At 62.6% G+C, this 24,203-nt stretch carries 25 protein-coding genes; 16 read left to right on the top strand and 9 right to left on the bottom strand.

Annotation, left to right across the window (positions count from 1 at the left end):
- The first annotated feature begins 12 nt into the window (after positions 1-12).
- The 4 genes from PSV38_RS07770 (at position 13) to PSV38_RS07755 (ending at position 5,068) form a co-directional block, all read left to right on the top strand.
- Positions 13-873 carry a MaoC/PaaZ C-terminal domain-containing protein gene (locus tag PSV38_RS07770; protein WP_300546357.1) on the top strand — a complete coding sequence of 287 codons (861 nt, stop codon included), beginning with the start codon at positions 13-15 and terminating at the stop codon, positions 871-873.
- A gap of 59 nt (positions 874-932) precedes the next feature.
- Positions 933-2,222: an acetyl-CoA C-acetyltransferase gene (locus PSV38_RS07765; protein WP_300546356.1), complete on the top strand. Its 1,290-nt coding sequence runs from the start codon at positions 933-935 to the stop codon at positions 2,220-2,222.
- Between the two features lie 150 nt (positions 2,223-2,372).
- Positions 2,373-4,133 (top strand): AMP-binding protein, encoded by a 1,761-nt coding sequence (locus tag PSV38_RS07760; protein WP_300546355.1) that lies wholly within the window; start codon positions 2,373-2,375, stop codon positions 4,131-4,133.
- A 74-nt stretch (positions 4,134-4,207) separates the two neighbouring features.
- Complete coding sequence (locus PSV38_RS07755) at positions 4,208-5,068, top strand: YbgC/FadM family acyl-CoA thioesterase (protein ID WP_300546354.1); 861 nt, start codon at positions 4,208-4,210, stop codon at positions 5,066-5,068.
- Here the strand turns inward: PSV38_RS07755 and PSV38_RS07750 are convergent.
- The 3 genes from PSV38_RS07750 to PSV38_RS07740 all read right to left on the bottom strand — a co-directional run bounded on the left by PSV38_RS07750 (position 5,058) and on the right by PSV38_RS07740 (position 7,481).
- Positions 5,058-6,056: an NRDE family protein gene (locus PSV38_RS07750; RefSeq protein ID WP_300546353.1), complete on the bottom strand. Its 999-nt coding sequence runs from the start codon at positions 6,054-6,056 to the stop codon at positions 5,058-5,060. The genes PSV38_RS07755 and PSV38_RS07750 overlap by 11 nt on opposite strands.
- Positions 6,057-6,071: 15 nt before the next feature.
- Positions 6,072-6,383 (bottom strand): DUF4936 family protein, encoded by a 312-nt coding sequence (locus PSV38_RS07745; RefSeq protein WP_300546352.1) that lies wholly within the window; start codon positions 6,381-6,383, stop codon positions 6,072-6,074.
- A 114-nt stretch (positions 6,384-6,497) separates the two neighbouring features.
- Positions 6,498-7,481 (bottom strand): folate-binding protein, encoded by a 984-nt coding sequence (locus tag PSV38_RS07740; RefSeq protein ID WP_300546351.1) that lies wholly within the window; start codon positions 7,479-7,481, stop codon positions 6,498-6,500.
- A gap of 106 nt (positions 7,482-7,587) precedes the next feature.
- On the opposite strand from PSV38_RS07740, the gene mltG reads away from it, so the two are divergent.
- The 6 genes from mltG to PSV38_RS07710 all read left to right on the top strand — a co-directional run bounded on the left by mltG (position 7,588) and on the right by PSV38_RS07710 (position 11,918).
- Entirely contained in the window at positions 7,588-8,580 is a 993-nt protein-coding gene (mltG, locus tag PSV38_RS07735) for an endolytic transglycosylase MltG (RefSeq protein WP_300546350.1), read from the top strand.
- A complete protein-coding gene (tmk, locus tag PSV38_RS07730; RefSeq protein ID WP_300546349.1) occupies positions 8,577-9,188 on the top strand; it encodes a dTMP kinase in 612 nt (203 codons plus the stop codon). Before mltG ends, tmk begins: the two co-directional genes overlap by 4 nt.
- Complete coding sequence (locus PSV38_RS07725; RefSeq protein ID WP_300546348.1) at positions 9,185-10,210, top strand: DNA polymerase III subunit delta'; 1,026 nt, start codon at positions 9,185-9,187, stop codon at positions 10,208-10,210. The genes tmk and PSV38_RS07725 overlap by 4 nt, the downstream gene beginning before the upstream one ends.
- Positions 10,211-10,274: 64 nt before the next feature.
- Complete coding sequence (locus PSV38_RS07720) at positions 10,275-10,727, top strand: PilZ domain-containing protein (RefSeq protein ID WP_300546347.1); 453 nt, start codon at positions 10,275-10,277, stop codon at positions 10,725-10,727.
- A 42-nt stretch (positions 10,728-10,769) separates the two neighbouring features.
- Positions 10,770-11,567, top strand: a complete 798-nt coding sequence (locus PSV38_RS07715) for a TatD family hydrolase (protein WP_300546346.1) — start codon at positions 10,770-10,772, stop codon at positions 11,565-11,567.
- 126 nt (positions 11,568-11,693) lie between these two features.
- Positions 11,694-11,918, top strand: coding sequence for a hypothetical protein (locus tag PSV38_RS07710; RefSeq protein WP_300546345.1), 225 nt, complete (start codon positions 11,694-11,696; stop codon positions 11,916-11,918).
- 16 nt (positions 11,919-11,934) lie between these two features.
- Here PSV38_RS07710 and PSV38_RS07705 read toward each other — a convergent pair whose 3' ends face one another.
- The 5 genes from PSV38_RS07705 to PSV38_RS07685 form a co-directional block, all read right to left on the bottom strand.
- Entirely contained in the window at positions 11,935-12,969 is a 1,035-nt protein-coding gene (locus PSV38_RS07705; RefSeq protein WP_300546344.1) for an amino acid ABC transporter permease, read from the bottom strand.
- Between the two features lie 2 nt (positions 12,970-12,971).
- A complete protein-coding gene (locus tag PSV38_RS07700; protein ID WP_300546343.1) occupies positions 12,972-13,826 on the bottom strand; it encodes an ABC transporter permease subunit in 855 nt (284 codons plus the stop codon).
- 1 nt (position 13,827) lies between these two features.
- On the bottom strand, positions 13,828-14,868 hold the full coding sequence (locus tag PSV38_RS07695) for an amino acid ABC transporter substrate-binding protein (protein WP_300546342.1): 1,041 nt from the start codon (positions 14,866-14,868) through the stop codon (positions 13,828-13,830).
- Positions 14,869-14,939: 71 nt separating this feature from the next.
- The gene (locus tag PSV38_RS07690; protein WP_300546341.1) at positions 14,940-15,566 is read right to left on the bottom strand and encodes a hypothetical protein; all 627 of its coding nucleotides are present in this window, start codon (positions 15,564-15,566) and stop codon (positions 14,940-14,942) included.
- A 50-nt stretch (positions 15,567-15,616) separates the two neighbouring features.
- Positions 15,617-16,102 carry a pilin gene (locus PSV38_RS07685; protein ID WP_300546340.1) on the bottom strand — a complete coding sequence of 162 codons (486 nt, stop codon included), beginning with the start codon at positions 16,100-16,102 and terminating at the stop codon, positions 15,617-15,619.
- Positions 16,103-16,299: 197 nt separating this feature from the next.
- Between PSV38_RS07685 and PSV38_RS07680 the strand changes: the two genes are divergently transcribed.
- From PSV38_RS07680 to PSV38_RS07660, 5 genes are read left to right on the top strand one after another with little or no spacing between them, the layout of a single operon-like run.
- Positions 16,300-19,332 carry a hybrid sensor histidine kinase/response regulator gene (locus PSV38_RS07680; protein WP_300546339.1) on the top strand — a complete coding sequence of 1,011 codons (3,033 nt, stop codon included), beginning with the start codon at positions 16,300-16,302 and terminating at the stop codon, positions 19,330-19,332.
- The gene (locus PSV38_RS07675; protein ID WP_300546338.1) at positions 19,292-19,510 is read left to right on the top strand and encodes a hypothetical protein; all 219 of its coding nucleotides are present in this window, start codon (positions 19,292-19,294) and stop codon (positions 19,508-19,510) included. The genes PSV38_RS07680 and PSV38_RS07675 overlap by 41 nt, the downstream gene beginning before the upstream one ends.
- Positions 19,497-20,594: a two-component system response regulator gene (locus tag PSV38_RS07670; RefSeq protein WP_300546337.1), complete on the top strand. Its 1,098-nt coding sequence runs from the start codon at positions 19,497-19,499 to the stop codon at positions 20,592-20,594. Before PSV38_RS07675 ends, PSV38_RS07670 begins: the two co-directional genes overlap by 14 nt.
- Positions 20,595-20,621: 27 nt before the next feature.
- On the top strand, positions 20,622-21,878 hold the full coding sequence (locus PSV38_RS07665; RefSeq protein WP_300546336.1) for a hypothetical protein: 1,257 nt from the start codon (positions 20,622-20,624) through the stop codon (positions 21,876-21,878).
- Between the two features lie 9 nt (positions 21,879-21,887).
- The gene (locus PSV38_RS07660; protein WP_300546335.1) at positions 21,888-22,304 is read left to right on the top strand and encodes a hypothetical protein; all 417 of its coding nucleotides are present in this window, start codon (positions 21,888-21,890) and stop codon (positions 22,302-22,304) included.
- 12 nt (positions 22,305-22,316) lie between these two features.
- On the opposite strand, the gene PSV38_RS07655 is transcribed toward PSV38_RS07660, so the two are convergent.
- Positions 22,317-23,165, bottom strand: a complete 849-nt coding sequence (locus PSV38_RS07655; RefSeq protein ID WP_300546334.1) for a helix-turn-helix transcriptional regulator — start codon at positions 23,163-23,165, stop codon at positions 22,317-22,319.
- A gap of 114 nt (positions 23,166-23,279) precedes the next feature.
- On the opposite strand from PSV38_RS07655, the gene PSV38_RS07650 reads away from it, so the two are divergent.
- Positions 23,280-24,161 (top strand): alpha/beta hydrolase, encoded by an 882-nt coding sequence (locus PSV38_RS07650; RefSeq protein ID WP_300546333.1) that lies wholly within the window; start codon positions 23,280-23,282, stop codon positions 24,159-24,161.
- The last annotated feature ends 42 nt before the right edge of the window (positions 24,162-24,203 follow it).

Raw genomic sequence — 24,203 nt, 5'->3', positions numbered from 1 at the left:
CTCGAGATCGCCATGAAGCTCATCGAAGTCAACAAGTTGGTCAACCCGCTCACGATGTATGTGCGGGCCATGCAGTCCAGCACCAAGCGGCCGGGCGTGATCGAGTCTCTGCCAGAAGTGACCTATGCGCGGCCACGCGTCAGGGTTGAAGAAGCCAACATTGCCAGCTATTCGCGGGTGTGTGGTTTCAGCCGTGCGCATGGGGTGCCCATCACCTATCCGCAGATGCTGACGTTTCCGCTGACGATGGCGTTTTTTGGCTCGAAGTACTACCCCTGGCCCGCCATGGGCACCGTGCACCTGGCCAACAGCGTCAAGCAACTCCAGCGCATTAATGTGGGCGATGAGCTGCGCATCGAAGTGGCCACCGGCCCCTTGATTGCGCACGAAAAAGGGCAGATCTTCACGCTCAATCAACGGGCCTTGCGTAACGACCAACTGGTCTGGGAAGGCACGCAGTACCTGCTGCGCGTCGGCGTTCGCCAGCCTAAAGGCGAGGCGTTTGCCTCGGCCCTGATTGACCCGACGCCACTGTCACACCAGGCCGATTTCTTCGCGGCGGGCGGCATTGGCCGACGCTATGGTCGTGTGTCTGGCGACATCAACCCCATCCACCTGTCCGGCATCACGGCCAAGATGTTCGGCTTTCGCAAAGCCATTGCCCACGGCATGTGGACCAAGGCCCGCGCCTTGGCCACCCTGATGCCGCGCGAACCCATTGAACAGGGCGAAGCGATGGTCGAATTCAAGACGCCTTTGTTCTTGCCGGCCCGCGCTTCGCTGTGGTCCACACGCCAGGAAGATGGCGCGCTGTTCGAAGTTCGCAATGCCAAGGGCGACAAGCCCCACCTGCGCGGCCGGGTCACTTACTGACCGCACCGCCTGATCCGCTCAAATCCATTTTTTGCATCTCACCTTCTGGGGATCCATCCATGAACACCATCCGCCGCGTCGCCATCATTGGTGGCAACCGCATCCCGTTTGCCCGCTCCAACACCGTTTACTCGCACGTCTCCAACCAGGACATGCTGACCGCCACGCTGCAAGGCCTGGTTGATCGCTTCAACCTGCATGGCGAGCGCCTGGGTGACGTGGCCGCTGGCGCGGTCATGAAGCACTCGAAGGACTTCAACCTGGTGCGCGAGACGGTGCTGTCGACCACCTTGTCGCCCGAAACCCCTGCCTACGATCTGCAGCAAGCCTGTGGCACCGGCCTGGAAGCCATCATGCTGGTGGCCAACAAGATCGCCCTGGGCCACATCGAGTGCGGCATCGGCGGCGGCGTGGACACCACCTCTGACGCGCCCATTGGCATCAACGAAAAGATGCGCAAGATCCTGATGGAGGCCAACCGTGCCAAGGGCACCATGGCTCAGCTCAAGATCATCTCCAAGATCCGCCCCAGCATGCTGGTCAAGCCGGCCATCCCCAAGAACGGTGAGCCGCGCACAGGCTTCTCGATGGGCGAGCACGCCGAACTGATGTCGCGCGAATGGGGCATTGCCCGCGAAGACCAAGACCAGTTGACCTTCAAGAGCCATCAGAACCTGGCCCGCGCCTACAGCGATGGCTTCTTTGCCGACCTGATGACCCCGTTCAAGGGCGTCACCAAGGACAACAACCTGCGCGGCGACCTCACGATCGAGAAGCTGCGTTCGCTCAAGCCTTGCTTCGACAAGAAGGTGGCGCCTGGCCAAGGCACCTTGACTCCCGGCAACTCCACGCCCCTGACCGATGGCGCCTCGGCCGTGCTGTTGGGCAGCGAGGAATGGGCGCGTGCCCGCAACCTGCCCGTGTTGGCCTACATCACCTTCAGCGAAGTGGCTGCGGTGGACTTCTTCAACAAGAAGGAAGGCCTGCTGATGGCCCCGGCCTATGCCGTGCCCCGCATGCTTGACCGCGCTGGCATCAAGCTGCAAGACTTTGATTTCTATGAAATCCACGAAGCCTTTGCCGCCCAAGTGCTGTGCACGCTGAAGGCCTGGGAAGATGCCAAGTACTGCAAGGAGCGCCTGGGCCGCGAGCAGCCTTTGGGATCAATCGACATGAGCAAGCTCAACATCAACGGCAGCTCGCTGGCCGCTGGTCACCCCTTCGCTGCAACGGGTGGTCGCATCGTGGCCACGCTGGCCAAGATGCTGGCGCAAAAGGGTTCCGGCCGTGGCCTCATCTCCATTTGCGCGGCCGGTGGCCAGGGCGTGGTCGCCATCCTGGAGCGGTAAAAATGGGGGCAATTTGCGAAGGGGGCTTTCAAACCTCCTTCACAGGTTGATACACTTGTCCGCTTAAACAGGCAACGCGAGACAACCCTTGTCCCGTGAAAGCCCCTCCTGCCAAGCCAAGAGCTTGGCAGGCATACGAGGAGACATCAAATGACCACATCCGCAGCAGCCACGGCATCGGCACCTGTGCCCGGCCAGTCCATCGTCAACCCCGACGGCACCACCAACCGCATTTGGTTGTCCTCGTATGTCAAGGGCGTCGCTCATGACATCGACATCAACAAGTACCAGTCGCTCACCGAGTATTTCGATGAGTGCGTCAACAAGTTCCGCGACCGTCCGGGCTTTGTCAGCATCGGCACGGAGATGCTCAACTCTCGCCTGGACCGCCTGGTCAAGGAGTTTGCAGGCTTCCTGCAAAGCAAGGGCGTCAAGCAGGGTGACCGCGTGGCGATCATGCTGCCCAACACCTTCCAGTACCCGGTGGCCCTGTTCGCCGTGCTGCGCATTGGCGCGGTTGTGGTCAACGTGAACCCGCTGTACACGGCGCGTGAACTGAACCACCAACTCAAGGATTCCGGCGCGGAGACCATCATCGTGATGGAGACTTTCGCCAAGACCCTGCAAGACGCGCAAGCGGGCACCCAGATCAAGAACATCGTGCTGACGCAGATCGGCGATCTGCTGGCCGACGGCTTCTTCAACCCCAAAGGTTGGGCGCTCAATTTCATCCTGCGCAAAGTTCAGAAAATGGTGCCGGCCTACAGCCTGCCCAAGGCCATCTGGATGCGCGAAGCGCTCAAGCAGGGCTCGCAAGTCAAGCTCAAGCCGGTTACCGTCAAACCCGATGACCTGGCCTTTTTGCAGTACACCGGTGGCACCACCGGCGTGGCGAAGGGTGCCATGCTGACGCACCGCAATGTGCTGACCAACTGCCAGCAGGCTTTGGCTTTCGCCGAAGGCCAGTTGACCGGCGAGACGGAAACCGTGGTCACCTTGATCCCGATGTACCACATCTTTTCGCTGACGGTGAACGGCCTGATCTTCATGGCGCTGGGTGGCCGCAACATCCTGATCGCCAACCCGCGCGACACCAAGCGCGTGATGATGATCCTGAAGAACGAGAAGTTCTCGGGCATCACAGGCGTGAACACCTTGTTCGCTTCCTTCCTGGAAGATCCGGCGTTCCGTGGCCTGGATTTTTCCAAGCTGAAGCTGTCGATTGCCGGCGGCATGGCCCTGCAGCGCAATGTGGCCGAACGCTGGAAAGAAGTCACTGGCAACGCCGTGGTTGAGGGCTATGGCTTGACCGAGTGCTCACCCATCGTGACCCAGGCCCCCGTGGACATCTCCAAGCCGGGCCCCACCTTCACCGGCTCCATCGGCGTGCCAGTGCCCTCCACCGAAGTGCGCATGCGCCGTGAAGACGGTACCTGGGCCGACATCGGCGAACCGGGCGAGTTGTGCGTGCGTGGTCCCCAAGTCATGAAGGGCTACTGGCAGCGTCCCGACGCCACGGCCGAAGTCCTGGACAAGGAGGGCTGGCTGGCCACGGGCGACATCGGCATCATCGATGACAAGGGCTTCTGCAAGATCGTGGACCGCAAGAAGGACATGATCCTGGTGTCGGGCTTCAACGTGTACCCGAACGAGATCGAAGACGTGGTCGCCATGCACCCCGATGTCAAGGAAGTGGCTGCCGTTGGCGTGCTGGACGACGCGGCTGGCGAACGTGTCAAGGTCATCATCGTGCCGCGCAACCCTGGTTTGACCAAAGAGTCGATCATCGAGCATTGCCGCAAGAACCTGACGGGCTACAAGATCCCCCGCATCGTCGAGTTCCGCACCGAAGAGTTGCCCAAGTCGCCCGTGGGCAAGATCCTGCGCCGCGAATTGCGCGACAAGAAGTAAGCTGATTCCATCACCCCTGGCACTTGACTTGTGCCAGACAATGGCCCGCATGCTCACCCATGCGGGCTTTTTTCATGACGACTGAATTTCCGTTTCACCACCGATTGCGGGTGCGCTGGTCCGAGGTAGATGCACAGCGCGTGGTCTTCAACGGCCACTACCTCAACTACCTCGACACCGCCATCTCTGACTATTGGCGGGCTGTGGGCCTGCCATACCCCGAGGGACTGGCGCATCTGGGCGGTGACATCTTCGTGCGCCGCAATGTGCTGGAGTACCACGCGCCAGCCCGGCTTGACGATTGGCTGGACATCGGCGTTCGCTGCGAGCGCATCGGCCGTTCGTCCATGACCATGGCGTGGGCCATGCTGGCCAGCGGGCGCTTGCTGGTGAGCGGCGAGACGGTGTACGTGTTCACCAGCCTGGCCACGGGCCGTCCAGCGCCAGTGCCCGAGGCCTTGCGTTCACAGCTGGAGCGGCATGGGCTGGCGGCGCCCGTCCATGCCCTGCAGTGCGGAGACTGGGCGAGCCTTGCGCCCTCGGCCCGTGCGGTGCGCACAGCGGTGTTCATTGAAGAGCAGGCCATCCCGGAATCTGAAGAGTGGGACGACGACGACGCGCAGGCTTTGCACGCCGTGGTCACCAACCTGGCGGGCCTGGCCTTGGCCACCGGGCGGCTGATCACCCAGGGCATGCCTGAGGGCGAGGCCAAGATCGGGCGAATGGCAGTGCTGCGCAGCAGCCGTGGGGTGGGGCTGGGCGAACAGGTCTTGCAAGCCCTGATCGGTGCGGCAGGGCAGCAAGGCGTTCAAGCGGTGACTTTGCATGCCCAGACCAGCGCCCAGGCCTTCTACCAGCGCGCCGGTTTTGAACCGCAGGGCCCTGTGTTTGATGAAGTGGGCATTCCCCACATCGTCATGACACTCAGGCTTTGACAGGGCGCGCTGCGGCCGACTTGATCAGGCTGCGCGCGCGCGTCTTGCGGGCCACTGGCGTCGGGGGCAGGGCGTGGTTGTCGTGTTCGGACACGTCGCTGCTTTCAAACGGCTCTTCGGGGCGCATGCCCGGCGGTGGCAAGGTGGCGTCCAGGCGCGCCAATTCGGACGCGGCCGCCGTGTGCCGTGGCGGCCAGTTCTTGAGCGTGACACGGCGCAGCAAGGCCATGCTCGACTGGTTGGAATAAGTGCGTTCCAGCACGTGCGTCACCAGTCGTTTATTGATCCGCTCACTGATGACCAGGGTGGAGCAGCGCGTGCCGTAGTTCCCATCGGGCGAGCGCACGAAGGCTGCCGACAGCAGCCGCTCCCACTCCATCGGCACGCCAGTGAAGGGCAGCTTGTCATCAGGGGCGATGGTCGGGTCGGTCAAGGCCTCGAACAGCCGCACCACCAGGCCCTCCAGGTCGGCGGCGCTGTTCAACGCGGCTTTCATGCGGGTCTTCAAAGCCTGCACTTTGGGCCAGGGCGTGTTCAGGCCCGCGTTGGACACGCCATACAGACCGCGCTCCAGGCGTTGAGGGTACAGCTTGGTGTTGTTCACCCAGTAGGCTTCGCCTTCGGCAAAGTCCACCGTCAGCAGGTTGAAGCCGTTGTAGCCCGACATGGCCAGGCGCGGCCACAAGCGGTTCATGGGGATGTCTCCCTGCAACCACAAGGGCACGATCTCACCCCGCGATGGCGCCGTCGGGTCCACTTGAGATGGATCGCGGACATTGGTGACAACGCCCAGCCTGCCGTGGGCCGTGAGGCCCAGCCAGGTGCCTCCAGCCTGCAGATCGCGCCCACCCAGGATCGAGGGCGTGCCTGACCCGGGGTCCCACCAACCCAGCCGGTTGGCCGGGCGGTCGAAGAACTCTTCGCGGTTGCCCGCCATCACAAAGGGAAAACGGCTGCTTTGATCCAGCGCCACGGCCACCAAGCACATCAGGCTGTGTCCTTCTCAGTCAATGTTGCTGAACATCTCGACGTGCCGATCACCGACCTGGCCAGCGGGCAAATCCTGCGCGGCCAACTCGATCAAGGTGGCCAGCAAGACGCTGACGCCATCAGGGTGTTCATAGGTTTCCATCCAGGTCTGCGCTGACGCTTGCGCATCGGCGCGAATCCACAGTCTGGCTGTCAGGTCTTCATGGGATCGCCGCAAAGCGATCTGCATTTGCCGAACCGCCTTTTCAAACGCTGGTGCATGGGCCGGGTCCACCTTGTAGTAGATGAACAAAGCTTTTGCCGGGACTGCGTCTGCCGTGGCCATGAGTTCCTTAGCGGTCAAGTGAGATGGAGGTTACCCCGTCGATCGCCCCCCTGAAACAGCGCTCCGCAGGCTTGCACCGAAACCGAGGCCGATTGCCGTTAAGAAATTGCCAAATCAATCGTCGGAGGTGCCCAGCGGGACTTCGTAGGGCATGGTGCCCAAGGCCAGGGCAGGACCATCGGCGCTGCCGAGGTGCCATCCGGCCTCCAGGGCTTGCCATTTCAACTCGACCAGGGCGCTGAAGGCGGTACCGGCCTGCCCATCAGGGGCCGGAATGGCCGCGGCATTGGCCACCATGCCGGCGGGCTGCCCGGGGTCTGCTGCCGAAAACACCTCCTGACCAGCCTGGATGGGCGCGTGGCCGTGCAGCAAGAAGGTGCGCCGCTTGAGGGTGCCCCGGTACTGGCTGCGCGCCACGATTTCTTGGCCGGGGTAGCAGCCTTTCTGGAAATGCACGCCGCCCACGAGCTCATAGTTGACCATCTGTGGCACGAATTGGTCTACCGTGGGCGGCTCGATCCGCACCACGCCGCTCATCACGTCCAGCCACTGCCACGAGGCCAAGGGCAGGGCGGGCAAGGCCTGAACCAGGGCCTGGGCGGCTTCAAGCGGCCCGATCCACAGCCAGCGGGGGGCGCCGAACACCTCGGGCAAGCGCACCACCTGGCCACCGCTGGCGGCATGGGGGCTAGCTTGCCAGGGCTCGGCAGGGGCCGCATCGCCCAGCCATTGAGCAGCCTGTGACCCCACCAGCCCCACGGCCGACAAAGCGCCGACAGCATCACTCAAGCGCGCCTTGGCGCGCATCACGAACATGGACAACCGCTTGAGCACGGCAGGCAGCACTTGCGCGTCGGTGAGCAGCCAAAGCGTTTCAGGCTCGGGTTTGACGATGGTGAAACTGGCCAGCATGCGGCCCTTGGCGGAGCAGAATGCGGCCAGGCGTGCCTGGTGGGGCGATTGCCCCGTCACATCCTGGCTCAACTGGCCATGGAGGAAGCTGGCCGCGTCTGGGCCTTCGGCTGAAATGATGCCCAAATGGGACAGGGCGACGGCACCATTGAGGGCCTTGACGTCTGGAAAATGAAAGTCTTGCATGGGGGTCATTATCATCACGGTCGTCAAATCCATCATTGGTCCACGGATGATCCCGACTAAGCTGTTCATAAATCACCCCAACGCCAGGCCTCAACAAGGCGGCGTCATGAGCTTTTTGCTCGGATTGCTGTTGCTGGCTGCTGTGGCCTGCGCAGGCACCGTGTATTGGTGGGTGCACCAGCCGTTGCGCACGCACGGTGATGACATCGAGCTGGCCATCGAGTCGGGCACCACCCCGCGTGAGATCGCCCGCGGTTGGGTTGAGGCCGGGGTGGATGCTTCACCCGTGATGCTTTACCAGTGGTTTCGCTGGTCGGGCCAGGCGCGGCAGATCAGGGCCGGCAGCTACATGCTGGAGCCCGGCGCTACCCCGCAGTCCCTGTTGCGCATGATGGTGATGGGCGATGAGCGCCTGGCCGTGGTCAAGCTCATCGATGGCTGGACCTTCAAGCGATTCCGGGCTGAACTCGCACAAGCCGATGGCTTGCAGGCCAGCACCGCGAAGCTGAGTGATGCCCAACTCATGGCCCAACTGGGCAACCCCGACTTGTCGCCCGAAGGGCAGTTCTTTCCGGACACGTATTCGTATGCCAAGGGCAGCACCGATCTGGCCGTGCTGAAACGGGCCCACCGGGCAATGCAAAAGCACTTGAGTGACGCCTGGACCTTGCGCGGCCCCAGCACCAGCTGCCCTTTGAGCTCGCCACAAGAGATGCTGATCCTGGCCTCGATCGTGGAGAAAGAAACCGGCTTGCAAGCCGATCGACCGATGATTGCCGGTGTGTTTTGCAACCGCCTGCGTGTGCGCATGCCTTTGCAGACCGACCCCACCGTGATCTACGGCATGGGTGATGAGTTTGATGGCAACCTCAAGCGCAGCCATTTGCAGACTGACACGCCGTACAACACCTACATGCGCACCGGCTTGCCACCATCGCCCATCGCCATGCCAGGCAAAGCGGCCTTGCTGGCCACGGTGCACCCGGCCGAGACCAATGCCTTGTACTTCGTCTCGCGTGGCGATGGCAGCAGCGTGTTCAGCAGCACCCTGGCTGAGCATAATCGCGCGGTCAACCAGTACCAGAGAAAGCGCCCATGAGCCGGTTCATCTCGTTTGAAGGCATTGACGGCGCTGGCAAGACCAGTCACCTGGATGCCTTGGAAAGCCAGTTGCGCCAGGCAGGACGCGACGTGGTGCGCACGCGAGAACCGGGTGGCACGCCCCTGGCGGAAAAGCTGCGCCAAAGCGTCTTGCACGATCCGATGGATGCGCTGACCGAGTCCTTGCTGGTGTTCGCCGCGCGCCGCGATCACCTGGTCCGGGTGATCGAGCCCGCCTTGGCCAGAGGCGCCTGGGTTTTGTCCGACCGCTTCACCGATGCCACCTTTGCCTACCAGGGCGCAGGGCGGGGCTTTGACCTGTCGGTGCTCAGCACGCTTGAGCAATGGGTGCAAGGCCAACGCCAGCCCGACCTGACCCTCCTGTTCGACTTGCCCCCCGCCGTGGCGGCCGCCCGCTTGTCGGCCGCGCGCCAGCCAGATCGCTTCGAAGCCCAGGACACCGCCTTCTTTGAACGGGTTCGGGCGGGGTACCAGGCCCGCATGCAAGCCGATGTGCCACGTTTTGCATTGATCGATGCCAGCGCCAGCCCGGCTGACGTGGCCCGGCAGGTTGATGCCGCACTTCAATCCAAAGGCTGGTTGTGACCGATTTGCTGCCCTGGCACCACGAGCCCCTTGCCCAGGCCCTGGCGCAAGCCCATGGTCACGCCACCCTGGTTCACGGCCCGCAGGGCGTCGGACAGTTCGAGTTTTCCATGGCCCTGGCGCAATCCTGGTTATGCGAGGCCCAGGCCCCGGGCAGCCCATTCAAGCCTGCTTGCGGGGCCTGCGGCAGCTGCCACCTGATCTCGGCGCGCTCGCACCCGGACCTGGTGGTGATCGTGCCCGAAGCCCTGCAGGCCGCCTTGGGCTGGACCGGTTCTGGCGATGACGAGGAGGGCGCGTCCGAAAAATCCGGCAAGACCAAAAAGCTCAGCCAGGACATCAAGGTTGAAGCCATTCGGGCGGTGGTGCAGTTTTCGCAACAAACCGCTTCGCGCGGCCGCGCCAAGGTTGTGGTGGTGCACCCGGCCGAACGGATGAACATGGTGTCCAGCAACACCTTGCTCAAGACCCTGGAAGAGCCGCCCGGCATGCTGCGCTTTGTGGTCAGCGCCGGTTCGCTGGACGAATTGCTGCCCACGGTGCGCAGCCGTTGCCAGGCCTGGCGCCTGCCATTGCCGGACAAAGCCGCTTCAAGCGCGTGGTTGCGGGCGCAGATCAATGGTTTGAGTGAAGTTGATGCCAGCGTGTTGCTGCAAGCGGCTGGGGGCCAACCGCTGACCGCACGAGACCGCCATGCCATGGGGCTGGATGCCGTGCGCTGGCCGCAGATTCCGCGCGATGTGGCACTTGGGCAAAGTGGCGCGATGGCCGGCTGGCCCTTGCCCCTGGTGGTCGAGACGCTTCAAAAATTGTGTCACGACCTGGCCTGCATGGCCACGGGTGCCGCGCCCCGGTATTTTCCCGAGGGCAGCTTGCACCGCCATGGTGATCTGACCCGGCTCACGGCCTGGTCGGGTGAGTTGCGCAAGGCCAGCCGCACCGCCGAGCACCCCTGGAACCTGAATTTGAGGGTGGAATCGTTATTGCAACAAGCTCGTCTGGCCTTGCGTTTCAACAAGTAAAGGGGCTTCTCCCGCGCTTAAATTCACGTTTGCCGTTGATCGGCGACGTTACACTTTCACCACGATGAGCGAATTCCACACCACAGCCCTGCCGTCTGCCTTTGCCAACTCCGGGCCAGGCAAGACCAGCACGACCCCCCTGGGTGGTGCGGCGGGTGCGGTGCCGAACGCCGCTGTGACCCGGCCCAGCGTCATTCAACTTGTATTTCGTGAAAAGGGCGCGCTGTATGCCGCCTACATCCCGGCTTTTTCTGACGGCGGCTTGTTCGTGCCCACCACGCGCGACTACAAGCTGGGCGACGACATCTACCTGCTGCTGTCTCTGCCAGACGAGGCCCAGCGCTATCCCGTGGCGGGCAAGATTTCCTGGATCACACCGGCCAATGCCTCGGGCGGCCGCACCCAGGGCGTGGGCGTGCGTTTTCCGTCTGACGAGAAGACCCGCTTGCTGCGCATCAAGATCGAGCAAATCCTGGGCACGTCCCTGTCGTCCAACAAGCCGACCCAGACGCTTTGAGGCAAGATCGGGGTTTGCTCAACGCAACCGCCCGCTGCCCTCATGTTTGTCGACTCGCACTGCCACCTCAATTTCCCCGATTACGCTGACACGCTGGACCAGGTGCGTGCCGAGATGGCGCAGGCCAAAGTAGCGCGTGCCTTGTGCATCAGCACCACGCTGGAAGAGTTTCCACAGGTCCACGCCCTGGCCACTCGCTTCGACAATTTCTGGGCCACCGTGGGCGTCCATCCCGACAACGAAGATGTGCAAGAACCCACGCTGGCCGACCTGGTCAGCCGTGCGGCGCTCCCGCGCGTGGTGGGCATTGGAGAGACTGGGCTGGACTACTACCGCCTGGGCGAGCGTTCCGTGGCCGACATGCACTGGCAGCGCGAGCGCTTTCGCATTCACATCCAGGCAGGGCTGGACACCCAACTGCCCCTGGTGATCCACACCCGCCAGGCCAGCGACGACACCATCGCCATCCTGACCGAATCGGGCCAGCACCAATCCCGAGGCGTGTTCCACTGCTTCACCGAAAGCCAGGCCGTGGCACGGGCTGCGCTGGACCTGGGGTTCTACATCTCGTTCTCAGGGATACTGACCTTCAAAACCGCGGCTGACCTGCGTGAGGTGGCCAAATTCGTGCCACTCGACCGCTGCCTGATCGAAACCGACAGCCCCTACCTGGCCCCCATGCCCCACCGGGGCAAAACCAACTCGCCCGCTTACGTGGCCCTGGTCGGCCGTTTCCTGGCCGAACTTAAGGGGGTTGAACCCGAGGAGTTAGGCCGGGTCACAAGCCGCAATTTCGAGCAATTGTTCGCGATACCACCGCTTACCGCGACCTTGAACTGAACCAGAGTTCAAACCCTTGTCAGACAATTTCTGACAGACGGTTTGGATTTTCGGCGACTACCGCCCCCGGACCGTGAAGCCTAAAGTCAGCCCATCGAAACGGCACTTCTTCACACCGGAGTCAGTATGCAAAACACAGGTCTTTACGCCAATCCCTTCGCCCTCATGATGGATCCCCAAGCAGTGATCGAAGCGATGGAGCGATCGGAGCGTCTGAACCACCTGCAAAGCCGCATCTGCCGCCCGCTGGACAAGCCCCTGATTCCTCACATCAATGGCGACACCAATGCCTATGACCAGGAAGTGGACAGCGCGCCCGACCTGGAAAACGACATCCTCGGTGCCGACTGACTGATTCAGCGCGGTGTCATTGCTGGCCTCCGGTGGCCAGCCAGTGCCGCTCAACACGACTGCCTGCACGCGACAGGCTCAGGCACATGGCGGCATAAATGGCCGCCACGAACAAGTAGCCTTCCAGGTAGTAGGGCCGCCACTGCGGGTCGCCCCCCAGGCTGAGCGACAAAGCCCCCGTCAACTCATGCAGGCTAACCACCATCACCAATGAGGTGTCCTTGAGCAGGCCGATGGCATGGCTGACCAAGGCAGGCAGCACCGCCCGCAAGGCTTGAGGCAGCACGACCAACCTTTGGGTCTGCCAGCCTGACAGGCCCATCACCTTGGCGGCGTCGAACTGGTCCGAGCCCACGGTTTGCAGACCGCCCCGCACGATCTCGGCCAGGTAGGCGGCCGAGAACAAGGTCAACGCGATCATCACTCGCCACAGCAAACTCACCTCGAAACGGGCAGGGATGATGGCGGGCAGCATGAACGCGGCCATGAACAAGACCATCACCAAAGGCACGCCCCGGGTGACCTCAATGAACGCCGTGCAGGCCCAGCGCACCCACGGCCACCGGGCCCTGCGGCCCAACGCCAGTGCAATGCCCAGCGGCACAGACAGCGCCATGGTCAGGCCCGCAAGGATCAAGGTCAGGGGCAGCCCGCCCCATTGATCGGAGGGCACCACCACCAGGCCCGCGACACCGCCGTGCATCAGCATGCCCACAGTCGCTGACAGCAACCCAGTCCCCCACAGCACGCCCCGCAGAGACCATGCCCAGGGCCGCCAAAGCAGGGCGCCTGCGCCCAGCAGCATCAATGGCAGGGCCAGCAAAGGCCGCCATTGTTCGTCATGCGGATAGCGGCCAAACAGAAGCGGGCGGATTTTTTCGGTGATGACGCCCCAGCAGGCGCCGGAACGCTCCAGCGCATGACACGCGGGCTCATCGGGCCTGAACACCGCGTTCAACACGCCCCAATCCAGCAGCCGCCAGGCGGCATAGGTCAGCGCGACCCAGAAGAGCGCGGACACTGTGGTGGAAATGGCGCCGGTCTTTTTCATCATCAAGACTGGCCCTTGAGCGCATGCCGCGCATTGAACCAGTTCATCAAGGCGGCGGTCAGCAGCGAGAGCGCGAGGTAGATCGACATCATCACCAGGATGCACTCCACCGCACGGCCAGTTTGGTTCAGTGCTGTGTTGCCCACCGAGACCAGGTCAGGGTAGCCCACGGCCACTGCCAGTGACGAGTTCTTGATCAGGTTCAGGTATTGGTTGGTCATGGCTGGGACCATGGTGCGCAGTGCTTGTGGCAGCACCACGCGCAGCATCACCTGGTGGGGGCGGGCACCCAGGGTTTGGGCAGCCTCGCTCAAGGATTGGGGCACGGACTCCAGCCCCGCCCGGACCACCTCGGCCACGAAGGCCGCGGTGTACGTGACCAAGGCCATGAACACTGCCAGGTATTCAGGGGTCACCGTGGCCCCACCCGTGACGCTGAGCCCATCCTGAGCGGGGATGCTCCACCACCAGCCACCGGGACCTGCCGCCAACCACGGAAAACTCAGGCCGCCTTTGCTGAGCGTGACCCCCGGCACCCAGCCCAATGCCAGCGTGGTGTCGGGCAGCCAGTCGAGCAGCAGGAAGTACCACATCAGCAGTTGCACCAGCAAAGGCACATTGCGCACCACATCGATGTAGACCTGGCCAGCGGTTTTCATGCCGGGGTGCGCAGAACGCCGCGCCAGCGCAATCAAGGTGCCCAGCACGGTGGCGAACACCAAGGCGGGCAGGGACACCCGCAAGGTGTTGCCCAGGCCCACGGCCATGGCCCGCCACAGGGGTTGGCTGGCGTCGTAAACCAACAGGCCCGTCTCGCCAATGCCAAACCCGGCGGGCTGGTTCAGGAAATCAAGCATGTCAGCGGATGGGTGGGGCGTACATCAGACCGCCCTGGCTCCAGAGGCGATTGGGCCCACGGGGCAGTTTCAGCAGAGAGCCCGAGCCCACGTTGCGCTCATAGACCTCACCATAGTTGCCCACGGTTTTGACCGCGCGGTAAGACCAGGCTTTGTCCAGCCCCAGCAGTTTGCCCATGTCTTCGCCAGTGCCCACAAAGCGCTGGATCGACGGTGAGGCGCTGGTGCGAAACCCGCCGATGTTGGACTGCGTCAGGCCCAGTTCTTCGGCCTCGATCAAGGCGTAAACCGTCCATTTGACGATGGCAAACCACTCGTCGTCACCGCGACGCACCAGGGGGCCCAAGGGCTCTTTCGAGATCAACTCGGGCAGGATCATGTAGTCCTCCGGGTGGGGCGCCTCTTTGTTGCGCACGATGGCCAAGCCTGAGGCATCGGTGGTGTAGGCCTGGCAGCGACCCGAGAAGAACGCCTTGAAGGCGGCCTCGAACGAGTCATAGACCACGGGCTTGAAGGGCACGCCCTGCGAGCGAGAAAAGTCCGACAGGTTCTTCTCGGTGGTGGTGCCCGATTGGATGCACACCTGCGCGTTGCGCAATTGCTTGGCGCTGCTCAGCTTGAGCTTTTTGGGCACCAAAAATCCTTGCCCGTCGTAGTAAGTGACTGCCGCGAAGTGAAAGCCCAAAGAGGCATCGCGGGTCAAGGTCCACGAGGTATTGCGCGACAGCAGATCAACCTGGCCTGACTGCAGGGAGGTGAAGCGTTGCTGCGAGTTGAGCGGCACGAAATTGACCTTGTCGCCATCGCCCAGAACCGCCGCGGCCAAGGCTCGGCACACGTCCACATCCAGGCCGGTCCAGCGGCCTTGGCTGTTTGGCGCAGAGAAACCGGCCACACCGGTGCTGACGCCGCATTGAACCTTGCCACGCTCGCGGATGGCGTCCAGCGTCTTGCCTGCCCAGGCCGGCCCAATCAGCGTGGCCCACATGGCGGACACGGCCAGGGTAGCCCGGCAAAAGCGGTTCAATGTCGTCCAGCGCATGCGCCGATCCTTGCTTGAAAGCGGTCAGTCAGTAAGCCGCAAGGATACGTGAGGAAAATCTGCTCGGCGGTTCAGTCGTTCTTGCAGCGCATGCTGTAGTTCGACTGGAAGTTCACAAAGTCGTTCTTCTGTCCTTCGGTCATGGATTCGAACTGGCTGCGCTTGCCATGGAGGATGCGAAGCATCTCGTTGCAACGGTCGCGCTCCTTTTGGCTGAACTCTCTTTGAGCTTGATGGGCTTGTTGCTCAGCCCGGCGTTCCTGCCTGGCTTGATCTCGGTCATTGCGCAGGGATCGGTAAGCCTCATTTTCATCATCACTGCATTTGGCTTGGTATTCCGACCTGAGCTGATGGATAACGTCCGAACGCAGGCCCCGTGTTGGTGCGGTTCGAATCGCGTCATTGAGCTGGGCACAACCGGTGCTCAGGTAACGCAAGTGCTCGGGCGCCTTCTCAACAGAGGGCAGGTTGTAGCTCTGGCCGCGAATGGGCATGGGAGTCCCCGAAGGGCCCATGGCGGTGAACTTCTCTTCACGCTTTTCGGCTCGGCAAGGCTTGTCCGAGACATACATCGAATTGCCGTTGTAGCAACGGTACATGCCCGGCGCGCCCACTGACAGCCCGGCCTGTGCGCCAAGAAAAAACAAAACCAGTGCGCGGACATTGCCAGGCGCAAAGGTGCGATGTGACATTGCCATCGGCGGGCACTCCCTGCAAAATTATCCAATTGAAAACGCACCCAGCTTATTCACTTGGCTTTGCAGTTGATCGGTAAAAAAGCCGCGGGGATGTCGGTCTTGTCGGCGCCCTTGAGGGTCATCTTGTCGGGCGCCTCGGCGTGACCACACACCCAGGTCACCGGCACAATCTGGGCGTCTTCAATCACGGCTGGGCGCAAGCTCAGGACCTTGCCCTTGATGGCCCCATTCACGCGGTTGCCAAACGTGATGTGGATGGCGCCATCGGTCACCGCCACATTGCTGACCACGCTGTTGACAATCTTGTCGGCGCTGGGCAAACCGGCCGCTGCGTTGTCGGGGGGCAGCACCTTGGAAATGGCCCATGAAGCGGCCACCGGTGGTTTCGCGATGGCCGCCAGCGCGGCGCCTTCTGCGATCTGGTCCCGGATGACCTTGCCCTGGTAGCTCGGCATGGCGATCAAGGCCAAAATGGCGATGATCGCGATCACCACCAGCATTTCGATCAGGGTGAAGCCACGGTGAGCCTTGGTCATGGAGGAGCAGTCCGGTGCGTTGCAGATTCAAGCATTGTGCCAAGTTGGCGGGGCGCTCAGTGGTTCGAATGAGCATGTGACGATTCCGTCACGCAGATGGGCTTCAGCCGGGTGCGGAGTGTCCGATACCCATCCATGGCCTATTTCTGTGTCACCAGACATGCTTTGTCCAACGGCCCGCGACTGGGAGTGTGCGGGTGAAATTGAGAACCGTTTCGCACAGCATGTTCCTGGGCGTCATTTTGGCGTTGATGGCCAATTTCGTGTTCCTGGTGCTGATCCGGTCGGCATTTGAAACCAGCCCCCGGGTCGCATTGCAGCGCGAACAGACGACCCGAGCCCTGGAACAGCTGCGGCTTGAAACCGATTTGCTGCGGCGATTGGTGCGCGCCTACACCGCCACCGGCGATGTCAACTACCTCCTGACTTACTACGACATCTACGGGATTCGCCAAGGCGAAAATGCCGCGCCCAGCACCGACGATGTCAGTGTCTATTGGGAGGATGTGATTGCCAGGCGCAAGCCACATGCTTTGCCCGAAGGTGGCCCCCGCGTTTCCTTGCTTGACCGCATGAAGGCTTTGAACCTGAGCCCTGCGGAGTTGGCCTGCCTGCAACGCGTGCTGGCCGCCACGGAGCAGCTGAAAAAGACCGAGCAGGTGGCCTTTGCCGCCACGCAAGGCTTGTACGACGCGCAGCACCAAGTGTTCGTCTCGGAGGGTGAACCCAACCTGGCCTATGCGACCAAGCTGGTTTACTCCAAATCGTATGAGCAAGATGGTGCGGACCTGACCCGCGCCATTGCCGACTTGACCCGCCTTGCCAATGCCCGCACCGAGGATGCCGTGACGCAGGCATCAACCCGGGTGTCAAGCTTCATCGCCCTGGCCGTGGCCGTTGATTTCTTGCTCCTGCCCGTCATGGGCGCAGCCCTGCTGGTCATGCGCCGCCGCGTGCTCCAACCCATCAACGCCTTGAGTGACCAGGCACGCGCCTTTGCCAAGGGCGACTACTCGTCCCGTGGAAACCCCCGCTCTCACGCGGTCAGGGAAGTCTTCGCCCTGGGCGTCACCATGGACACCATGGCGCAATCCATTCAGGAGGACCTGGCCGCGCGTGCGCAAGTTCAAACCGATTTGCAGGCCGCGCGCGACCAGGCCGAATCAGCCACCAAGGCCAAGTCGCTGTTCCTGGCCAACATGAGCCATGAAATCCGCACCCCGATGAACGCCATCATCGGCATGACGCACCTGGCCCTTCAAACCCCCCTGACCGACCAGCAGAAGGACTACCTGGACAAGGTGCTGTCGGCATCGCAGATCCTGCTGGGCGTCATCAACGACATCCTGGATTTCTCGAAGATCGAAGCAGGGCGCCTGTCCCTTGAGCGCGCGCCCTACCGCGTCGAAGAGGTGGTGGGCAACGCGCTGATGCTGGTGCGTCAGAAAGCCCAGGAGCGCGAAATTGAACTGCTGTGCGAGTTCACCGATCCAGCCTTGCTGAGCGATGCCGGCGTGGTGCTGGGCGACCTGCTGCGGGTGGGCCAGATCTTGACCAACCTGTTGGCCAACGCCGTCAAGTTCACACACAGCGGCCACGTGAAGGTGAGGGTGGGCCTGGAGGACCGTGACGGCGCCCAAGCCACCTTGCGCTTTGAGGTCTGCGACACCGGCATCGGCATGAACCGTGAGCAGCAAAGCCGACTGTTCCAGGAATTCACGCAGGCCGACGACAGCACCACCCGGCGCTACGGAGGCACCGGCCTTGGCCTGAGCATCTGCCAGCGCTTGACCACGCTGATGGGCGGGCAGATCTCGGTGGCCAGCCAGCATGGGGCCGGCTCCGTCTTCACCGTCACATTGCCGGTCAGTCTGGTGCTTGATTCAGCATCATTGGCCACGACCGTTCCGCCGCCACGCATCGAGGCGCTGCGTGTGCTGATCGTGGATGACCAAAGCGAAACCCGAACGTCGATGGCGGGCCTCTTGACGATGATGGGTGTGGGCAAACACGCCGATGGCGAACATGGCGGGCTCGTGGCCACCGCAGAAAACGGCGCCCAGGCCCTGGCCATGGTCACCGCTGCTGATGAGGCCGGGGAAGCATTCGACATGGTGTTGCTGGACTGGGTCTTGCCGGACATGGGTGGGGCCGAAGTCACCGGCCGCTTGCGCCAGGTCCATCCTGGCGTGGACGTGGTCGTCATCTCGGCTTACGGCTGGGACAGCCTGCAGGCCAACGCCACCCAGGCGGGGGCCGACAGCTTCCTGCCCAAGCCCATCCTGCCCGATGCCTTGCGCAGCCTCTTCGGCAAGTTGACGGGGATCGACACCTCGGCGGCACATGCGCAACAGTCACCCGATGCGGCCATCAGCCTGGACGGCCTGCGCGTGTTCCTGGTGGAGGACAACGCCTTGAACCAGCAACTGGCGATCGAGTTGCTGAGCCGCCGCGGCGCCATCGTGAAATCGGTCGACAACGGTTGTGAGGCGGTGGAGCACCTGCGCATGAGCGGTCCTGCCGCCTACGACGTGGTGCTGATGGACCTGCACATGCCGGTGATGGACGGCCACGAAGCCACCCGCCAGATCCGCGCTGATGAACGCTTTCGGGCCTTGCCCATCCTGGCCATGACCGCCCACGCGCTGGACGAAGAGCGGGACTTGTGCCTGGCCATTGGCATGCAGGACCACATCAGCAAACCGCTGGAGCCCAAAAAGCTGTACGCCACGCTGGCCCGTTACCACCCCTTGAACAAGGTCCCCTCGGCACGTGTCGAACCTGTGTGGCCAAGCAGCGCCACCGGCAGGCTGCCCCAGGCACCAGGCCTTGACTCACGCCAGGCCTTGACCAGGCTGGAGGGCAACCTGAGCCTCTACGTCCGCGTGCTGAACGGCTTTGTCGATCATGTGATGACGGGCGGTTCAGCGCTGGCCACCGCCGCTCAGGCCCACGACTGGCCAAGCCTGGCGCGCGAAGCACATACCCTGCGCGGCCTGTGCGCCACCATCGGCGCGAACGACATGGCCCGCCTTTGTGCCGAGCTGGAGCGGGCCGTCAAGCAAGAGTCTGCCGAACGCACCCAATCCCTGGTCGATGCCTTGAAGGAGGCCGCAGAGGCATTGCTGCTGGTGCTGATCCCTCAATTGCAAGTGGGCCTGCCCCCCCTTGGTCACCCCGCATGCCGACGTGGATGCCGATGCCATCCAGGCGCAAACCGAGGCACTTGAACGTCTGGTCCACGACAGCGACAGCGCCGCGATCAGCCTGTGGCGTCAACAGCGCGCGGTGTTCATGACTGCATTCGATCCGGTAGTCTTCAGCCGATTGGACACCGCCATCGAAAGCTGTGATTTCGACGCAGCCTTGGCTCTACTGCAAGAAAGGCTCGACGATGTCACCCCATGAAGCGCAGGCCCACACCCCGACCATCCTGGTGGTGGACGATGCGCCCACCAACCTGACGCTGCTGGCCGGCCTGCTGGACAAGACCTACCGCGTCAAGCTGGCATCGTCCGGCGCCAAGGCGCTTGAGCTGGCCCAGCGCTCACCACCTGATCTGGTCTTGCTGGATCTGATGATGCCCGGCATGGACGGCTACGAGGTCTGCCAACGCCTCAAGCAAGACCCACGCACCAGCCACATCCCCGTGATTTTCCTGACCGCCATGCAGGAGCCGGAAGACGAAACCCGAGGCTTTGAAGTTGGCGGGGCCGACTACATCCACAAGCCCATCAGCCCGGCGGTGGTCAAGGCTCGTGTCAAGACGCACCTGCAGAACAAGGCCTTTCACGACTACCTGAACAACCGCAACGTCAAGCTTCAGACCCAGCTGGAAACGCAAATGGCGCAGCTGGACCACCTGCGGGATTCAACGCTCTTCATCATGATCTCGTTCGCCGAGTTCAGAGACGAAGACACCGGCAACCACGTCAAGCGCACCCAGGAATATGTGCGCGTGCTGGCCACGCACCTGTGGGGGCAGGGCCTGCACCACGACGTGCTCAACCCCGACAGCATCCAGCTGATCGCCAAGTCGGCACCGCTGCACGACATCGGCAAGGTCGCCATCCCTGACAGCATCCTGCTCAAGCCGGGCAAGTTGACCGCGGAAGAATTCGAGGTCATGAGAGGCCACCCATTGCACGGTTGGGAGATGCTCAACCGCGCGGCTTTGCGCGTAGGCGAGGAAACCGACTTCCTGGCCTACGCCATGGAGATCGCCCGCTCCCACCATGAAAAGTGGGATGGCTCCGGCTACCCCGACGGGCTGCGTGGCCAGGCCATTCCCCTGTCGGCCAGGTTGATGGCCGTGGCCGATGTGTACGACGCCTTGATCAGCCGCAGGCCCTACAAGGAACCCTTCAGCCATGAAGTGGCCATGGCCTTCATCAACGAAGGCCGCGGCAAGCATTTTGACGGCGACATCGTGGACGCCCTGCATGCCACGCAAGCGATGTTCATCGACATCGCCAGCCAGTGGAAAGATTGACACACCTTGAACCAGGACCGACTGCACATGAAAAGCAACGATCGATCTCTTCCGAATGCGATGGCCGTGGCACTGATGGTGTTCGCCTGCACGGCGGCCCAGGCGCAGGATTTTTCCTATTCAGCCTTTGGCACCATCGGCGCCGCCATCTCCAACCAGGACTACCGCTACCAGCGCTTCATCGATTCTGATGGCAGCCTCATGCGCGACACCGTCTTGGGTGCGCAGCTGGATGTTCAATTCACCCCCGAGCTGTCGGCCACCGTGCAGGGCAAGCTGGCGCCATCGGCCCGCAACGACCAGGATTGGGACCTGACCGCCAGCTGGGCCTTCGCCTCCTGGCGCCCCAACAACGACTGGCTGCTGCGCGCGGGCAAGCTGCGCATCCCTTTGTACCTGTCGTCTGAAAATCTGGACGTGGGCCAAAGCTATGAATTTGCCCGCCTGCCCACCGAGATGTATTCCATCGCCCCCACGACCGACGTGACGGGCTTGTACATCACCCGCAACTGGGCCTTGGGCAACTCCGACCTCAGCCTGGATGTTTACAGTGGCCAGGCCAAAGTCTGGGTTCGCTTGAACACCCGTGACACCGGAACCTCATTCAACAAGTACGACACCCGTGTCAGCGGCAGCGTGTTGACCTGGCGTGCGGAAGACACCATGTTGCGCTTCAGCGCGCACCATGCCGTCACCCGCCCGGATGGTGGGCCCCTCAATCCTGTCAGCACCCAGTCCATCACCACGCCTTTTGGGCCGGTTTACGATGCCAGCGGCACCACGCCCAAGATCAGGAACGACATCATCACCGTGGGCATTGACCAGCAGCTGCCTGGCAACTGGCGGATCATGTTTGAGGCCGAGCGCAACATCCAGCACGACACCGACCTGGGTGCCAACACCGCCGGTGGCTACATCGCCGTCCTGAAAAGCATGGACAAGTGGACGCCCTATGTGTCGGCCTCGGTATTGAAAACCGTGGGCGCCCCGGCCCGTGCTCATGAAGCCTTGAGCCAGTCATCGGTTCCAGACCTGGTGCCCGGCGTGACCGACGTGATCAACGCCAGCCAGCGCCGTTTTGCGGACAGCATCCCTTTTTATGACCAGCATTCACTGGCCATTGGCTCGTCGTACGCGCTCACCCCCCACAGCAAACTCAAGGCCGAGTGGCTGCACACCTGGGTGCGCAAGGGCTCGGCCATGATCGACTCGCCCAGCGCAGGCCCCGCAGTGTCCAACACAGGCATCGATGTGCTGTCCATCAGCTACAACTTTGCGTACTAAGGAGTGCTCATGACACGCCTTCAATACACCTTCGCATGGTTGCTGCTGGCCTGCGTACCCTTGTGCCATGCGGCCGACCGCATCGTGGTCATCGGCCACGCCAACGTCCGCAAGATCGACCTGACGACGGTTCAGCGCATTTTCATGGGCAAGACCATTGAGGTCGATGGGGTGCGGGTGCGGCCTGCCAACGGCACCCCCAACCTGGTGGCACGCCAGCGCTTTCTGAGCCAGTACCTGCAGACCGATGAAGACCAGTACGTGGCCTACTGGACTGTTCGCCGCTATGTGGGCAAGGGAACACCTCCGCACGAGGTTAAGCAAACGGCCGAGATGATCGAGTTCGTGAGCAAGACACCAGGCGCCATTGGCTATGTCGATGAAGCGGATGTTTTACCGGGCATGAACGTGGTGCTGCGCAAGTAGTGGCGGCCCTGGTCAGGGCGACAGCATGCGGAAGAAGTCGCGTGAGAAATCATCCGCCGGAAAGAAGGTTTCAACCCGAAGCTCTTCGGCGGTGATGTCCAGCGCCGTGCCAAAGGTGGACACCATCGAGAACACCTTGAGAGTGTGCTCGCCTAGGTCGTATTCCAACGGAAAAATGGGTGGCGGCATGGGTAGCACCCACCCTTGGTGATGCCAGGTCTCCGGCACGCCCGGGAACTGGCAGACATCGGCCAGCAGCTGCCGCAGCGCCAGGTGCGTTGGGTCCGCCGCCACCTCTCGCTGAAGCCGTGACAACAACAGCGGCGCCACTTGCGCCCAGTTTCTCAGCAAGGGTTGCATGCCCTGCGGGTGAAAAGTCATGCGCATCACATTGCGGCCCCCGCTGGGATCAACGAGGCGCCATAGCGCATCCGGCTCGCCCAACATGGCCGTGAAGCGCTGGGCTGGCCCATTGCTCATCACCATGTCCCACTGCCGGTTGACCACCAGGGCAGGGTAGGGCTCGTGATGCTGGAGCATCAGCTCCAGGGCTTCGCGCACCGCTTTCATCTCGTCGTTTTGCAGCGCCCGCTGCTGAAAAATCGGCGCGAACCCGGCTGCGCTCATCAGCAGGTTTCGCTCGCGCAGAGGCACGCCCAGCACCTCGGCCAACTGCAGCACCATCTCACGGCTGGGTTGCGCGCGGCCTGATTCCAGAAAGCTCAGGTGGCGCTGCGAAACGTTGGCCTCTAGCGCCAAGTCCAGCTGCGAGCGCTTGCGCACGTCACGCCACTGCCGCAGAAGGCTGCCAAACGGGGGTGGCTCATGAGGGCTCAGGCGCAAAGGTTCGGCGTTCTTCATGGGCCGCAGTATCTCTTCCCCCGTGGGCCGTTTCAATGACCTCCAAGGTAATTGCCCGATGTGATTGGCGCGCAGAACATGCATGCGCGATTGGCCCAAACACCGGAGAGCACCATGAGTTCACTCAAAACCATCCACCTGCCGCAAGGCCCGCTTCAATATCTGGACCAGGGCAGGGGGCAGCCCATTGTTTTTGTGCATGGGCTGCTGGCCGACCACCAGCTTTGGCTGCCCCTTCTGCCAGATCTGGGCCAAGGTGTGCGCTGCATTTTTCCCAATTGGCCCCTGGGCGCCCATGCCAAGGCGATGAAACCCGACGCGGATCTGTCGGTGCCCGGCGTGGCTCGGCTCATTGCAGACTTCATCGCGGCACTCGACTTGAGGGACGTGACCCTGGTGGGCAACGACAGTGGAGGTGCCTTGGTGCAGATGGTGTGCGCGCGACATCCTGAGCGCATCGGCCGCGCGGTGTTGACCACTTGTGATGCCTACGACGTTTTCCCGCCGCCAGCGTTTGCCACGCTCAAATGGTGGGGACACGTTCCGGGCTTGGCCTGGGTGTCTGCGCAGTTGCTGCACCACGTGCCGGTGCTGAGGCGGCTGCCCATCGCATTCGGCGATCTGACCGAGGGGCCCTTGGCCGATGACCTGATTGAGCACTGGCTCCAGCCCCTGCGCAAAGATGCCGGTGTGCGCCGAGATGTGAGGAAGTTCTTGCGCAGCGTCTCGACCCGCTTCACGGAAGAAGCCGGTTTTGCACTGCAAGGATTCAACCGGCCGGTGTTGCTGCTGTGGTCCACACGCTGCCGGCATTTTCCAAAGCGTTTGGCAGAGCGATTGCTGAGCGAGTTGCCCCATGCCGAGCTGCAATGGGTTGACAGCGCGGGCGTGTTCCTGAGTTTGGAGCATGCAGGGCAGGTGGCCGACAACATCAGACGCTTTCACCAGGAAAATGCGTTGCAAGAACAGCCTGAAGGCAAGTCATGCGCCATCTGACTGGGCTGCCATTCCACGAGCCCAACCTGGCCATCCTCTGTG

Source organism: Aquabacterium sp. (assembly GCF_029946005.1).
In the GTDB taxonomy this organism is placed as follows: domain Bacteria; phylum Pseudomonadota; class Gammaproteobacteria; order Burkholderiales; family Burkholderiaceae_C; genus Aquabacterium.
Note: the sequence above shows the minus strand (reverse complement) of the source record. Positions and strands in the feature narration are given on the sequence as shown.